The following is a 15,962-nucleotide window of genomic DNA, read 5'->3' as shown; positions in this document are numbered from 1 at the left end:
TTTACGTCCTTTTATCTAACTTATTTATGAGTAAAGGTGTCGTAGTCGCCTGTATACCTAGCGAAAACAGAACAACACCGTATGCTATAGATTGAATAGTAAACCAAGCATCAATTTCAAGAGGCAGGGATAATGCCAATGCAATAGCTACAGCACCTCGCATACCTCCCCAATATAAAATCAGTTGATCACGCCAATCTATCTCCATCCCAGGCAATAAATTTATAACTGGCGCTGTAAACAATAACCCTGAGGCCCTTGCCAATAGCACTGCTCCAATACCGATCAACATAGCTAGCCATTGCTGCTCAAACATCCCCCAAGTAATCGTGACACCTAAAAGCACAAAAATTAGGGCACTCGCAAGGTGGTTGTTGAATTCCCAGAAAGAGAATAAGAACTGCTTATCAGATGCAGTTCCGTTTCTGCGTATCAACTGACCAAAGCCTAGCCCTGTGACTAAAACACTCATGACACCTGATAGATGTAGAAAGTACTCAGCGACCAAGTAACCAACATAAGCTGCACATATTGTTAATATGATTCGACTAAAATGATTGGAAATTATTAAAAACAGGCACCCAAAGACCAGTAGTGTTCCTCCACCTACGGCAAGACCACCTAGAAAAATTTTCAAGAATTCACCAAGCGAATAAGCAAAGCTAATCTCATTGCCCGGCATTAGGAGCAAACTGCTTAAAATGCCGAACAGCAAAATAGCTAAGGCATCATTAAATAAACTCTCCCCTTCTAGAAGCGTCACCAGTCGATCAGAAGCACCAACCTGCTTTAACAAACTGATAACAGCTGCTGGATCAGTAGCTGACAATATCGCACCCGTCAGCAGCGCTGTGCTAAAAGTAAAATAGGCAGGAAAACCAATTCCCCAGAAAAGAAGCCCAGCACTCATGATTGTGGCGAAAAGCATTAAAGGGATTGATAACAGCAAAATAGCGGCTAGATTCTGCAGCAAGTTTTTAATATCAATACGCAAAGTAGATTCGAAGATCAAAGCAGGTAGCAGAAGATAAAAGACCAGATAGTGGAATCGGTCCCAGCGCAGTCCGATATCCATACCTAACGTTGTAATTAACTCAGACCCCATAAATCCAAATACAACCAACAACAAAGCAAAGGGTAACTTAATAAGGGAAGCAATGGGTTTGATAAGCGCGATAGCTAATAGTGCAGAAAGTACCAACAGCAAGATATGAATTATTCCCATCCAATTACCTTCCTTAATCCTGTTTAACTAAGTATGTATGAGAATTTAAAAAACACCTCTTACTCGGTTAAAAGTAGCTGGCCCACAAGAAACAAGAGAATACATTTCATACAAATAACAACCTGCAACTCTTTAATTCCCAAGCAATTTCGGGATATTTGCCTGAAGACTAAGATCTTTCTTGATAATCCCTACACCTACACAGATGATCAACTACACTGTCTTAAAAAAATGGATTTGTTAGATGCTACCAGTAAGCCAGCTTTTATCTGCAGAGATCTCCCCCGCCGAGCAAGATACATTATGGCGTACTATCACTGACTATTATTGTCATGATGAAAAATCTCTATGCGATCAACTGCTGGAAGTCACGCCAAACTCATCTAAAGCAAAATCCAAGGCAACTGATTGGGCCAACACAATTCGTAATCTGGATAATCCACTGTTTTCTGTAAATACACTCATGTCAGAATTCGGATTAGAAAGTGATGAAGGGATTGCCCTGCTTGCCCTAGCTGAAGCGCTGTTAAGGATACCTGATACAGAGACGGCTCAAGCACTTATTTACGATAAACTCGATTCTCTTGCACTCAAACCCGCAAAGCTCTTCAAAGCGCATTCCACTTTCCTTGAAAACAGCACCTTTTGGGGCGTTGCACTAAGTCAAAAGCTTATAAGCCAAGAACAATCTGCGGGTAGTATTTTAAACAATGTATGGCAACGCTTAGGTAACACAGTGGTACACCAAGCTCTTGCCATTGCCGTCTCCCAAATAGGTAAGCAATTTGTATTTGCTGAAGATATAAATACCGCCCTAGAACTACGATGTGATCACAATCAAAACACATTGTTCTCATTTGATATGTTGGGCGAAGCCGCTGTTTGTGATGAAGATGCTCAAACCTATTTTGAAGCCTATCTAGAAGCCATTCAGACCGCAGGACAAGAAAATCCAGAGAACAATACCAGCATCTCCATCAAACTCTCTGCCTTGCACCCTCGCTTTGAAAATAGTCAATTTGATCAACTTCAAAAGCAACTAATGCATAGGTTATTTCAGCTACTTGTGACCGCTCGAAACCTTGATATAGCTATAACCATTGATGCGGAAGAATCCGAACGTTTAGAAATCACCTTATTGATTTTCGAACAACTACTGCGAAGTGAGCTGTGCCTTGGTTGGGGTAAGCTAGGTTTAGCTGTGCAGGCCTATAGCAAACGTGCGTTGCCGACTCTGAGGTGGCTTTCACTGATCGCAGCAGATTGTGAAACACCGATCCCTATCAGATTAGTTAAAGGTGCTTACTGGGACAGCGAAATAAAACGCAGCCAACAAAATGGCCTCATCAGCTATCCGGTGTTCACCCACAAAGCCGCAACGGATCTATCCTACCTGACCTGCGCTAAGTTTCTTTTATCCCAACAATCTGGGTTGTTAAGTCCACAGTTTGCGACTCACAATGCACTTACTATTGCCCAGATATTAGAGATCTCTACAGATAAAACATTCGAATTTCAGCGCTTACATGGCATGGCCGATCCTCTCTATCAACAAGTCCTATCAGAAACGGATCATAGCTGTCGGATTTATGCCCCTGTTGGTAATCAGAATAATCTGCTGCCGTACTTAGTCAGGCGTTTACTGGAAAATGGTGCTAACTCTTCGTTTGTTTTCCAGTTACACGATCCTAATGTCAGTATCGATGAGATTGTCGAATCACCTCAAGAGAGATTGCAGAGTAACTCTTACAAATTACCTCTACCTAATCAAGTATTCGAACAACAAAGAGAAAATTCTGCAGGTGACCCTCTAGGAAGTTTAGATTGTTGGCAACAATGGCGTAGCATTATTGAATATTACGGACAAAAAAAATGGTACTGCCAACCCATTATCGCAGGCGAAGTGACTGATGGCCTTAATTTACAACCCGTCCATGCTAATTATCGCTTAGATAAAATCGTTGGCTATCAAAGCACTGCAGATAAAACGCAGATTAAACAAGCGATCAGCATAGCAGAGCAGTTTTTTCCAGAATGGCGCGACCAAGATGTCTCTTGGCGCTGCAAAATCTTATTGAATTACGCACGTTTACTCGAACAAAATAAAGCCGAGTTGGTTTCCCTCTGCATTCTAGAAACAGGTAAAACGCTAGAAGACGCTTTAGCTGAAGTAAGAGAGGCTATCGACTTTTGTTTCTACTACGCTGCGCTTGCTGAAAAACAACTACTGTCTGAGCACCTTCCATCCATAACAGGTGAAGAAAACACGCTTCACTACCAAGGGCATGGAGTATTCCTTTGCATTAGCCCTTGGAATTTCCCATTGGCCATTTTTACAGGCCAGATCGCTGCAGCGCTCGTTTGCGGTAATACGGTACTGGCCAAACCGTCATCAAGTAGCGGATTAACGGCATTTAAAGCCACCGAGCTATGGTACGCAGCAGGCTTACCGGAATATTGTTTACAATTGATACCTTATTCTGGCGCTGAACATTCTGAAGCCTTATTAACTGATTCACGCATTGCCGGTGTTACGTTTACAGGATCAACTCAAGCAGCCAGTACCATTAACAAACAATTAGCCAATCGCCATGATGGCTCTATTATTCCGTTTGTTGCCGAAACTGGTGGCTTAAATGCCATGATCGTTGATAGTAGCGCTCTGATTGAACAAGTCGTGCTAGATGCCATTCACTCTGCTTTTAACAGCGCAGGGCAAAGATGCTCGGCCTTACGCGTTCTTTACGTACAGGAAGATATTGCCGAGGTGATCGAGGAGAAGCTCATCGGGGCAATGCAAACCTTGAATATCGGCAACCCCGAACAGCTTTCAACTGACTTAGGTCCGGTCATTAATCAAAATGCCATGCGAACACTCTATGAGCATATTGAGCGTTGCCGTTTACAAAACAACTTGCTGTTTGAACTAGAGCTTTCTGACCAACACAACCAAGGCTGTTTTGTACCACCTACACTCATCCGACTAAATTCCATGGATGAACTAACGGGAGAGGTTTTCGGCCCAATTCTGCACATAATTCGCTACCAAAAACACAACTTAGAACGGGTTATTTATGATATTAATCGTAGCGGATTTGGCCTGACGCTAGGTGTTCATTCCAGAAACGACCTTTTCATAGAGCAAATCACCACACAAGCCCTAGTCGGCAATATCTACATTAATCGTGATCAAATAGGGGCCGTTGTAGGCAGCCAGCCCTTTGGTGGTATGGGGTTATCCGGAACAGGTCCTAAAGCTGGAGGGCCAAACTACTTAAAACGTTTCGTGTGTGAAAAAACCATTACACGGAACACGACCGCATCAGGTGGTAATAGAACGCTTTTAAGTAAAAAACTCTAAAAAAGCGACTTTAGATCAATACGAGAGGAACCTATAGGTTCCCTTACCCCCTCCTAAAGGAGTACACTGCATTCAACCTTCAGCTTAATTTATTAATTAAGCAGATCATTATTTATATGCTGGATGCTATGGCTACTCAAACTAGCGAAGCTTCAATAGATATCCCTCTACTTGAAGTTATTCGTGAAAGCATGATGGATGCTGTTTATTTGATCGACCCCGAAAGCTCAAACATTATTTGGGTAAACAGGGCTGGTTATAGAGATCTACAGATGGAGCAAAATGAAGTTTTGCACCACTCAGTACTCTCGTTACAGAAAGATGTTCATTGCCATGAACACTGGTTAAAAATAGCCGATGTTATCCGCCAAAATAAGAAGTTTACCTTCATCGGTAGCCATATACGAAAAGATGGCTCCGAACTCCCCGTCGAAATAAATACTTCTCTGATTGAGCACAAAGGTAAAGAGTACTTCCTCTCCGTCGCTCGAGATATTAGCGCTCGTCGCGCTATAGAAGCTGAAACTCAAGAACGCTCAGAACAGATTTGGTTTGCGGTCAATGCCTGTACAGACGGACTCTGGGACTGGGAGATCAGCAGTGATCACGTTTATTTTAGCCCTCAGCTAAAAAAGATGCTGGGCTATGGCCCCGAAGAGATGCAACCGGTTGTTGATACTTGGAAGAACAATGTTCACCCTGAAGACTTACCCCTAGTTTTACAGTCGTTAGAGGAACATATCCAAGGTAAACGTGAGCGCTATGAAGCGACTTATCGTATGAGTAATCGTAATGGTCACTATATCTGGGTCCATGATTTAGGTTGTATTTCTTTACGTTCCTCATGTGGAAAGCCCATGAGGGTTACAGGCATGGTTAAGGATATAACCGACTACAAGCAGCAAGAGTTTAAACTCTTAGAACTTGCCGCCTACGACGAACTTACCAAACTGCGTAATCGCAGAGAGTTCAAACGCATCTTTGATATACAGCTAGACTTCGCCAAACGACATGAAAGTTCGCTAAGTCTCTGTTTATTTGACTTCGATTATTTCAAAACCATTAATGATCAATACGGCCATTTAGCGGGAGACTTCGTCTTAAAAGAAATTTCGCGCATTTTAGCCAACAATATACGAAGCACCGACTTCCTATTCCGTTGGGGCGGTGAAGAGTTTGCACTGATCTTGGCTAATACCAGCTTGAATGAAGCTGAAGTTCTAGCTGAGGAATTAAGGAAGCTACTGTCTCAACAAGTATTAAATTATGCAGAGCATAAGATAAAAATCACGGGGAGCTTTGGTGTAGCATCATATCCTGAATATGGTAATAACCAATCAGAACTTTTTTTGGCTGCAGACTCGGCTCTGTACCAAGCGAAATCGAGAGGAAGGAACCTCGTCTGCTCTCCGCAATCAGAAATGATTCTGGACGAGGATTAAACCTCTTCCACCTCCGTCTCATGTTTCAAACGATAGCAAGGTTGGTATTCCTGATAGTTGATTTTCATTCTTCGTTGATCAACAAAAGAGCCTAATAACTTATCCATCGAAGCCATAATTGCTGGCTCACCGCAGATTTCGAATGCACCAAACTCTTCAATTGCTCTAATTCCTGGCTCTTTAACATTACCCGCAACAATGCCCGATAAAGCACAACGCAGATTAGCTGCTAACTCAAAATCAGTCTGATCTTTAATTAGCTTTAAGCTCGCCATATTTTCATGGTTGGGCTCGAATGGCTGTTGGAAAGATTCCGGAATATGCATCTGCCAGTTGTAATGAAAAGATTCACTGGTGGCCTTACGATAACGGGTCACCTGTTCCAATCCTTCACGCATCACTTCCGCCACTTCGTGAGGATCATCGACAATAATCTGATATTTACTAGCCGCCTCATCGCCTAATGTGGAGCGGATAAAATTATCTACAGTTTCAAAATACTCTTCGCTACCTGCCGGCCCCGTCAATACAAGCGGGAATGGTAGGCTATGATTTTTTTCGTGCAGAAGAATACCCAAAATATAAAGGATCTCCTCTGCGGTGCCTGCGCCCCCTGGGAATACCACAATACCATGACCTAAGCGGACAAAAGCTTCTAAACGCTTTTCAATATCCGGCATAATTATGAGTTCATTTACGATCGGGTTTGGGCTCTCCGCAGCAATAATACCGGGCTCTGAAATACCGACGTAACGTCCCTCTTTTTGACGTTGCTTGGCATGGGAGATCGTTGCCCCTTTCATCGGGCCTTTCATCGCTCCTGGGCCACAGCCAGTACAGATATTAAGTCCACGTAGGCCCATCTCATAGCCTACTTTTTTGGTGTAATCGTACTCAATACGATTAATGGAATGTCCACCCCAGCAAACAACGAGATCTGGTTTTACATGCGGACGAATCGCGCCTGCATGGCGAAGAATATGGAAGACCATATTCGTAGTCGCTTCCGATTCGGTAAGGCCAGAACAGCGATGATCTAACTCGGTACCAACATATAGTAAATCACGCAAAACAGAGAAAAGGTGTTCGCGAATACCTGTGATAATCTCACCATTCACGAAGGCCGTGGCGGGCGCATTCACCAATTCAAGCTGAACACTTCGATGCTTTTGACTGATTTTGATATCAAATTTTGCATACTTATCCAAAACCAGCTTAGTACTATCTAATTCGCTACCACTATTCAAAACCGCCAAAGAGCATTGGCGAAATAAGCGAAACAAACCACCCTGGCTGGCATCCTGTAACTGGTCCACTTCATAAGGTGAAAGAGAATTAAGGCTTTCTAAGGGGGTAATACTGGTCGTAACGTATTGCTCTGTCATCATAATGACCACCTCCATGGATCGAGCTAAATATATCCTGTTTAGCCGATCCCAAAATAACTTTTCGGCTGAACATCACTTTCGTTCATCTTATTAAACGACGGCGAAAATATTCCTAGTCTTAAACGTCTGCTGTTAAGATTTTGTGAATACATGAATTAAAAAAAGAGACTCAAAGATTGGGGTAAGATTCACAAACAGCAAATTTTTAGACCGCCGACAACTCAGTGAAGTTCACTAAGAAACTATAGTCATCATCTGGCAAAAATCAAAAAATCCACTTATAAATCAATCAAATATTTCAAAGCTGCTTGATAATATCCGCAACAAATTCAGGCACAACTTCACTCGCGGGACCATAAATTCGGTGATTAAAAGCTGACTCCACCCTTGATGGTTCCAAGTTTAGCTCTACCGTCAACGCCGAAGATCTTCCCGCCACTTCCACAAAGCCAGCGGCTGGATAAACATGACCAGAGGTACCTATGGAGATAAACAGATCACAGTTTTCTAATGCTGAATAGATCTCGTCCATATACATCGGCATTTCCCCAAACCAGACAATATCCGGTCTCAATGTGCCCGATAGATCACAGCACTCACAACGATCACTTGGCTCCGTTAGCCCCGTCTCTTTATAGACCTGACCAGAATCACTGCAACGCATCTTTAACAACTCACCATGCATATGTAACAAGTTCTTACTACCTGCCCTCTCATGCAGGTTATCGATATTCTGTGTCACTAACATAAACTGACCAGGGAACTTCTTCTCTAACTCAGCTAAAGCGACATGAGCGGCATTGGGTTTAACAGGTTCCGAAAGTAACTGCTCTCTACGTTGATTATAAAAACGATGGACAAGCTGCGGATCACGCACAAAGGCTTCAGGGGTAGCAACATCCTCTACCTTATGGTCTTCCCACAAACCATCTTCAGCACGAAATGTCCGAATACCGGATTCAGCGGATATTCCTGCACCGGTTAATACCACAATAGAATTAATTGCCATCTTTAAAACCCTTCAAAGCGAATTTGTCACTTGTCATTCAACTGGAACCTATGTATTACTAAGCTATCTTACATAGTAATAGCTGTGCTAATTCAGATTCAAATTTGTCTTAGCTTAGTATTCAGCAATTATCTGAGACTTCGTGGTGGATCATATTTCACAGTACGTCAGTAACAGAATAATCATTACGACTCCGAAACCTACAGAGTCTATCTCTAGGTCAGCAGCCTACTCTGCTGTGCTTGAAGTAGCTAAGCGACTTCAAAGCTCTGGTCGCTATCGGCCTCTCCATAGCGAATTTAAAAAGCTCCAAACACACTCAATCTTTAATCAGTTCAAACTTTCTAATTTTTATAATTTCATTAATGCACATCTTCCCTTCGGCTATATAAGGAACCGGCTATGACTGCCTCTAAACTCTATATACTCGACACCAACGTACTTCTCCATGATCCTAAGTGTCTGTATGAATTTAAAGAACAGGACATCACTATCCCGATGACTGTTTTAGAAGAGTTAGATGACATTAAGGACCGAAAGAAAAATGTATCTCAAGAAGCTAGGGCCGCCATACGGGCCATAGACGACATTCTGAGTTATGCTGATGACGCAGCAACGATCACCAAAGGGGTTGATATATTTATCCCTATTACCGCTGCAAACAGTGAAAAGAAATTAGGCCAACTCAGTATCTTTCCCGATCATGAGTTAACAGCTCGCCAAGGCTTTTTGCCACAGAATTCCAACAAAGATAATCAGATCATAAACTGCGCACTTCATCTCCAAGCGACCAACCCTCACCGCGATATTATCTTAGTTACCAAAGATATAAATATGCGCTTAAAAGCCTTAGGTGCTGGGCTAAAACGGGTTGAAGATTATCGTACTGATCAGCTGGTTTCAGACATTGAGCTTCTACCCGCCGGCCATAGCAATATGGAAGGCAATTTCTGGGAGCGCGTCGACGACATTAAAAGCTACCAGGAAGGCAGCCATACTTACCATCAATTTGCCCAATCGGTGCTACCTGAAACTTACCCTTGCGAATATATCTACGATGATTCAGAGGAGTTTGCTGCGCGCGTATCCTCTGTACGCGATGGTCAAATTACCTTAAGGGACCTAGGTGTCGATCGTTTAATGCAGCAGAATTGTTGGGGCATTGAACCGATTAACGTATTCCAAGCATTTGCTATGGATGCAGTCCTAGACCCTGATCTGGACCTTGTCATTCTCAATGGTGCAGCAGGTTCTGGTAAAACATTGATCGCTCTTGCTTGCGCTTTAGAGATGGTAATTGAACAGCAGCGCTACAACAAAATCATTGTCACACGCTCTACCCCACCCGTTGCCGAGGACATTGGTTTTTTACCTGGTACTGAAGAGGAGAAGATGACGCCTTGGCTAAGTGCAATTCAAGATAACTTGGAGGCGATGCATGAACACGATGAGCGTCCACAGAGCAGCGTAAAATACGCAATTGAGAAAGCGAATATTCAATTTAAGTCGCTGAACTTTATCCGCGGCCGCAGCATTCAAGAAGCGATTGTACTGTTAGATGAAGCTCAAAACTTAACGCCGTCACAGCTAAAAACCATAGTAACCCGTTGCGGTAAGGGTTCGAAGATCATCTGTTTAGGTAACCTTGCGCAGATTGACTCGAATTATCTAACGCCGCTCACTTCCGGTTTAACCTATCTAGTCGAACGCTTTAAAGACTACGAAGGAGCTGCGAATGTCCATCTAGAAGGAATCTTCCGTTCAAGACTGGCTGAATACGCAGAAGAGCATCTCTAATTCGATCATCTAACTCGCCATTTATGCCTTCCCACATCTCCTCATTGATGTGGGAAGGCTTAAAACAACACAAGAACTACTGTTTAACTTTTAATCTACATTAGAATCCTTATAATTAGCTCTCTGTGATTTTTAACCTCTTTTCATTTTTTAGTGGTGCTAAAGATCACATATTGTTTTAATCCTCCCCGGATATATAACCGGGTAAGCCCTTTCTTACCCGGTATTTTTTTCAGAAAACGACTTCAAAATAACGTATCGCCTAATGCTTTCCTTCTTACAGCGCTGCCTTAGCTCACTACTAATTGGATTGGTAAATATCTACCGATACCTTATCAGCCCTGTTATAGGCCCTCGTTGTCGTTTTCATCCAACCTGCTCAAGCTACATGATTGAGGCAATTAAACTCCACGGGCCTTTTAAAGGCGTATGGCTAGGCTTAAAACGACTTAGTAAATGCCACCCGTACAACGACGGTGGTTATGACCCTGTTCCTATGCCTAATAGCTGCTGTGACCATCACGCCGAAAAAGATTCACCCTCCATTAAATAGCAGTTTTTCCTTATAAAGCTAAACAACAGCCTATATTTTATTGTTGATTTTCAGCTTTTTGATTAAGTATCAGTAAGTTATTTCCTTTGACACCTTTCAGCGAAGCATCTATAGGGTTTAAGATAAGAATCTAACCCCTAGGAATAAGCTGGATATTATGTTCACACCGCTGTCAGTTATTCTGTACGTTACCGTTTACATGGGCATCCTATTTGCTATCGCGCAGCTGGTAGAAAAGAGGATTAAAAATAAGGGTGAGCAGAGCGCAGGAAACCCCTGGATTTATGCCCTCTCGCTAGCGGTTTACCATACCTCTTGGACCTTCTATGGCAGTGTAGGGTTTGCTTCGAATTCGGGGCTGCTCTTTTTCAGTATCTATGGAGGGGCATTAATTGGTATCTGTTTCTGGTGGTATTCACTCAGACGCATGGTACAAGCCAAAGAAACCTTCCGCATTACCAGTATTGCCGACTTTATCTCCACCCGTTACAACCGCTCTCAAAAAATTGCAGCCCTCGTCACTATCATCGCTTTAATTGGCATAGTGCCTTATATATCCCTGCAACTAAAAGCGATTATCAGCTCTTTCTCAATCATCACCGACACCCCACAGACAGGCTCTGCATTCGATCTATCGGGTTGGATGGTGACGATTTTTATGATCTGTTTCACCATTATCTTTGGGGTCAGACGCTTAGATCCAACTGAACGCCATCAAGGCATGATCGCGGCTTTAGTTGCCGAATGTATCGTTAAAATTATTGCCTTTATCGCCGTTGGTTTCTTTGTAACTTACACACTTTTTGATGGCTTCGGCGATATATACAGTCGCATACAAACCGCTGGTTTAGAGCACCTAGTAAGTATGAACCACGGTGAAAACAGCGGTGTAATGTGGATCACTCTACTGATCTTAAGCTTCGCTGCGATTCATACACTACCGCGCCAGTTCCATGTCTCAGTAGTTGAGAACTCCAACAAAAACCACATAAAGACCGCTATGTGGCTCTTCCCTGCTTATATGATAGGTATCAACATCTTTGTCGTACCTATCGCAGCAGCAGGATTATTAATGGGAATGCCCGCCGAAAGCGCAGACTTCTTCGTGCTTCTTTTGCCACAACAAGCTGGCAGTGAAAGCCTTACAATCTTAGCCTTTATAGGTGGTTTTTCTGCAGCGACGGGTATGATCATCATCACAACGATGACGCTTTCAACCATGGCATCTAACCATCTTATTTTGCCGACCTTAGAGAGGATCCCTGCGCTACAGCCATTACGTAGCTACCTTCTTCAGCTTCGCTGGGTGATGGTGTCTTTGATTCTTCTCGGCAGCCTCTGGTTTGCAAAAGAGTTTGCAGACTCCTACATTCTTGCAGCTATCGGCCTTCTCTCTTTCGTGGCGGTTCTACAGTTTGCACCAGCCCTGTTTGGCGGCATGTTCTGGAAGAAAGGTAATAGCCTTGGCGCCTTCTTAGGACTTCTGACTGGTTTTATTATCTGGACTTACTGCCTACTCATTCCAACCTTCATCAAACATGGTTGGTTTACGGAGGCACTGTTAGTTCAAGGCCCTTGGAATATTACTGCACTGCGCCCAGAAGCGTTGTTTGCCTTAGACGGTCTGCACCCTGTAAGCCACGCAGTGTTCTGGTCACTTATCTGTAATATTGGCAGCTACATTATTGGCTCAATTATCTTTAGCCCTAATAAAAGCGAAAGAAATCTAACCACTGAATTTATCAGTGCGATGAACTCCTCGCATTCGCGTCGCGCAAGGCCTACAGGGTTAGATGCCTATATTTCACTGCAACCGAAACTGGAAGAAGCACATAGCCTACTCTCAAACTATCTGCATGAAGATAAAGCTGAGCAAGAGGTCCGTACCATCGCTGAAGACCTGCAGGTTATCGATAAACTGCAGATCACTATTATTGAGCTGGTAGAGTTCCATCGCATGGTAGAACACGTGCTAGCCGGTTCGATCGGTGCAGCCAGTGCCCATAAAGCGATTGAGAATACGATCCGCTATAACAGTCGTGAAGAAGCTGACCTTAAAGCGCTCTATAGCCATATAGTCACAGAGCTACAATCAACCGAGAAAGAAAGCGCTACAGGTAGCGACGACAGCCATTCTGGCTACGGCTTAATCGAAGACCTACAAACTCAGATTGATGACTTGGAAGATCAGCTCGCAACGCAACAAAAAACGATCAGTAACATGGAAGTGAAGCTGGAATCACGCTACGAAGAGATCTTTAAATATCGACTCGAAGCGCAAAAGTCTAAACAGGACAATGCTCAATTAAGAAACGAGCTTAAGAAGATACTACGAGATCGATCAGACGGCGGTTACTCTTCTGAAGCTGAGCAGTCCGAGTAAAGCTACAAACTAGAAAGAAAGATAAAAAAAGAGCCTGATAAATCAGGCTCTTTTTTGTAGAAGGAGAAAAGAGAAGCTTACGCTTTCTCTTCTTTGTGAAGATGTACATCCATCTGAGGGAAAGGAATGCTGATACCTTCCTCGTCAAAACGTAGTTTCACAGTTTCAGTTGTATCCCAGAGCACTGCCCAGTAATCAGCAGAGTTTACCCAAGGGCGAACAACAAAGTTCACGCTGCTATCAGCTAGTTCAGATACAGCAACCACTGGCGTAGGATCTTTCAAAATACGCTCATCTGCAGCGATGATCTCGTTCAGAATCTCTTTCGCTTTACGCAGATCATCGTCGTAACCAATACCAAACACCATGTCTACACGACGCGTATCGCGAGCAGAATAGTTTGTGATTACACCGCTGTAAATTGCACCGTTAGGAATGATTACTTCGCGGTTATCACCAGTACGCATGATCGTATTGAAAATCTGGATATGTTCAACAACACCTGCAACACCTGCCGCTTCTACGAAGTCACCTTCACGGAATGGTTTGAAGATGACAAGCATTACGCCAGCCGCAAAGTTCTTCAGGGAATCCTGTAGAGATAGACCGATCGCTAGACCAGCAGCACCCAATAGTGCGATTAGCGATGTTGTATCAACGCCTAACTGGTTTAGAGAGGCAACAATTACGATCAGTAGTAACGCTACATTCGCAATTGAGGAGACAAAGTTTACCAACATGTCTTCAACTTTGGCTTTGCGTAGTACGCGCTCAAGCAGTTTGGTTACCTGCTTTACGACCCAACGACCAATGAAGAAGATAGCCAGTGCAAGCGCAATATCCACAATCCATGGAAATACGTAAGCATCAAAGAAGTTATCCATTAAGGTTCCCCTGAAAAAGATCTTAAAAAAAGTGAACGAATTTAATCAAAACGAATCTGAACAACAGCCAAACAGGCTGCTGAGGCTGTCTCGCTTCCGTGTATTCTGCACCATTTATTCTAAATTAGAAAAATGAAATCAGAATAAGTCCAAAAACAACCTGTTAAGCAACCAGTTTAATCCGTACAATATGCCAAATTCTAGCGTTCAAACAAATGTATCAATGAAAAAGTTATTACTGACTTCTCTCCTACTATTTTCTGTATCTGCTCAAGCGGAAAAAGGTCATATTGCAGACGATGCAATGGTCTACGTTCATAACGGCCCTAGTAATGAGTATCGAATCATTACTCGTATCAAAAGTGGCTCCCCTGTCACTATCTTAAAACGAGACCCTAAGACTAAATACGCTCAGATCCGTATGCCTCAAGGTCGTATTGGTTGGGTAGAACCTTCTGCTGTTGATTCTGGCGATAGTATGTCAGTGCGCTTGCCTAAGCTTCAAAGCAGCTTAGAGAAAAGCCAAACAACCGTGACAGAGCAAGCTCAGCAGATCGAATCCCTACAGCAAGAATCTGCAGCATTAAAAAGAGATAATCAGACACTAAGTACTGAAGTCCAAGAGCTTAAGGCCTCTATTAAAGATCTTAACTTTAAGATCGAATCAAGCGATGAGAGCAATCTAATGCGCTGGTTTACACACGGCGGCCTAGTTGCGCTAGGTGGTGTATTCCTCGGTTTGATCCTTCCTTACTTCCCTAAGCGTAAAAAGCGTAAGGATGAGTGGTTCTAATCACTTCAGCTTATACACACAAAAAACCGGAGTTAGAACTCCGGTTTTTTTATTGTGTAAAAAGGACTTCAATCAATAAAAAAATCTAAATTTATCGATCATTCCCCTTGATATTAATTACAGACCTGTAACTTTACACGCAATAGCTGATTAGCCACTCAAAAACAACTTTTCTCATAGAAATCCGTCTAAAAAACCTTTTAAATCATATAGATAAACTACTGTTTGCTTTTTGATCAACTCGTTAATCGCAAGGTTTTATCGACCTTTAACGGAGTTCGATAAGAGTTGTTTACAAGGTTATCCACAAAGATTGGGGACAAACCTTCCATCCCCCGAAATCACGCCTTTTCAGCAAAATTTGTGCGGCGCAAAATAGTATTCACAACACATATTAATGATCTTAAAGTCCAACAAAAAACCATACCTTCGCTCGTATAGTTCTCTTTAAAATGTTCCATAAAGAGAACCAATCGATTAGATAAATAGATCCAATTGGGATCAATCACTCGCCTCTGTTTCAATTAACACATCACTTAAACGGAGGAAGACAGATGAAACGTATTACTATTTTTGGTCGTGAAGGTTGTGGTTTTTGTTCCCGCGCAAAGCAGATTTGTGACATTAAACAGCTTGATTACCGTTATATCGATATCCACCAGGAAGGCATCAGCAAAGCAGATCTAGAGCAAACAGTGGGCAAACCAGTGACTACCGTTCCTCAAGTATTCTGCGGGCAAGAACATATTGGTGGTTTCACTGAGCTAGAAGCTTATTTAAACGCGCAGGGGGTTTAAATTACTCCCTGATGCCCATATAACTGTTTAGGTATTAGGACAACGGCTAAGATTTTTTCCATATTAGCCGCTAAATAATGATAAGCCTGTTTATTGAGTTATACTGCTAGACAGTTGTACTGGTCTTTCACCAGTTAGGAGTGAGTTATGATGACATTTGCTACATTGGTTGCCATCGCAGCAGGCGTAGTTTTCTTATATTCATTAGGAAACAACACGCCACGTGTACAACCTATTCGTATTGAGAATGAGCAACACCCACAGCATCCAGCGCGTCGTCGCCGTTAATCCATTACCGCTGTGATATAGATAAGAGCCTGACTTGGGTAT

Annotated in this window: 12 protein-coding genes; 8 read left to right on the top strand and 4 right to left on the bottom strand. The window is 42.8% G+C overall.

Features of this window, described 5'->3' with window-relative positions:
- Position 1: 1 nt before the first annotated feature.
- Complete coding sequence (locus ACMXYT_RS05730; RefSeq protein ID WP_415912011.1) at positions 2-1,225, bottom strand: cation:proton antiporter; 1,224 nt, start codon at positions 1,223-1,225, stop codon at positions 2-4.
- A gap of 244 nt (positions 1,226-1,469) precedes the next feature.
- On the opposite strand from ACMXYT_RS05730, the gene putA reads away from it, so the two are divergent.
- Both putA and ACMXYT_RS05720 read left to right on the top strand, forming a co-directional pair.
- Positions 1,470-4,586, top strand: a complete 3,117-nt coding sequence (gene putA / locus ACMXYT_RS05725; protein WP_415912010.1) for a bifunctional proline dehydrogenase/L-glutamate gamma-semialdehyde dehydrogenase PutA — start codon at positions 1,470-1,472, stop codon at positions 4,584-4,586.
- A gap of 128 nt (positions 4,587-4,714) precedes the next feature.
- Positions 4,715-6,028, top strand: a complete 1,314-nt coding sequence (locus tag ACMXYT_RS05720) for a diguanylate cyclase (RefSeq protein WP_415912009.1) — start codon at positions 4,715-4,717, stop codon at positions 6,026-6,028.
- Here the strand turns inward: ACMXYT_RS05720 and ppnN are convergent.
- Together ppnN and cobB are read right to left on the bottom strand one after the other, a co-directional pair.
- Entirely contained in the window at positions 6,025-7,416 is a 1,392-nt protein-coding gene (ppnN, locus tag ACMXYT_RS05715; RefSeq protein WP_415900662.1) for a nucleotide 5'-monophosphate nucleosidase PpnN, read from the bottom strand. The two genes, ACMXYT_RS05720 and ppnN, sit on opposite strands and share 4 nt — an antisense overlap.
- 298 nt (positions 7,417-7,714) lie before the next feature.
- A complete protein-coding gene (gene cobB, locus ACMXYT_RS05710) occupies positions 7,715-8,425 on the bottom strand; it encodes a Sir2 family NAD+-dependent deacetylase (RefSeq protein WP_415912008.1) in 711 nt (236 codons plus the stop codon).
- Positions 8,426-8,827: 402 nt separating this feature from the next.
- On the opposite strand from cobB, the gene ACMXYT_RS05705 reads away from it, so the two are divergent.
- From ACMXYT_RS05705 to ACMXYT_RS05695, 3 genes are all read left to right on the top strand, one after another.
- Positions 8,828-10,222: a PhoH family protein gene (locus ACMXYT_RS05705; RefSeq protein ID WP_415888610.1), complete on the top strand. Its 1,395-nt coding sequence runs from the start codon at positions 8,828-8,830 to the stop codon at positions 10,220-10,222.
- Positions 10,223-10,487: 265 nt separating this feature from the next.
- Positions 10,488-10,775 (top strand): membrane protein insertion efficiency factor YidD, encoded by a 288-nt coding sequence (yidD, locus tag ACMXYT_RS05700; RefSeq protein ID WP_415904005.1) that lies wholly within the window; start codon positions 10,488-10,490, stop codon positions 10,773-10,775.
- 157 nt (positions 10,776-10,932) lie between these two features.
- Positions 10,933-13,158 (top strand): hypothetical protein, encoded by a 2,226-nt coding sequence (locus tag ACMXYT_RS05695; RefSeq protein WP_415912007.1) that lies wholly within the window; start codon positions 10,933-10,935, stop codon positions 13,156-13,158.
- A 77-nt stretch (positions 13,159-13,235) separates the two neighbouring features.
- Here ACMXYT_RS05695 and ACMXYT_RS05690 read toward each other — a convergent pair whose 3' ends face one another.
- Positions 13,236-14,042, bottom strand: coding sequence for a mechanosensitive ion channel family protein (locus ACMXYT_RS05690; protein ID WP_415912006.1), 807 nt, complete (start codon positions 14,040-14,042; stop codon positions 13,236-13,238).
- A gap of 223 nt (positions 14,043-14,265) precedes the next feature.
- Here ACMXYT_RS05690 and ACMXYT_RS05685 point away from each other — a divergent pair, with 223 nt between their 5' ends.
- The 3 genes from ACMXYT_RS05685 to ACMXYT_RS05675 all read left to right on the top strand — a co-directional run bounded on the left by ACMXYT_RS05685 (position 14,266) and on the right by ACMXYT_RS05675 (position 15,920).
- The gene (locus ACMXYT_RS05685) at positions 14,266-14,835 is read left to right on the top strand and encodes a TIGR04211 family SH3 domain-containing protein (protein ID WP_415912005.1); all 570 of its coding nucleotides are present in this window, start codon (positions 14,266-14,268) and stop codon (positions 14,833-14,835) included.
- Positions 14,836-15,389: 554 nt separating this feature from the next.
- Entirely contained in the window at positions 15,390-15,632 is a 243-nt protein-coding gene (locus ACMXYT_RS05680; RefSeq protein WP_415912004.1) for a GrxA family glutaredoxin, read from the top strand.
- A gap of 147 nt (positions 15,633-15,779) precedes the next feature.
- Positions 15,780-15,920 carry a hypothetical protein gene (locus ACMXYT_RS05675; protein WP_415885180.1) on the top strand — a complete coding sequence of 47 codons (141 nt, stop codon included), beginning with the start codon at positions 15,780-15,782 and terminating at the stop codon, positions 15,918-15,920.
- Positions 15,921-15,962: the final 42 nt, after the last annotated feature.

It is taken from the genome of Neptuniibacter sp. QD37_11 (assembly GCF_047778105.1).
Taxonomy (GTDB): domain Bacteria; phylum Pseudomonadota; class Gammaproteobacteria; order Pseudomonadales; family Balneatricaceae; genus Neptuniibacter.
This window is presented reverse-complemented; position numbering and strand designations above follow the sequence as displayed.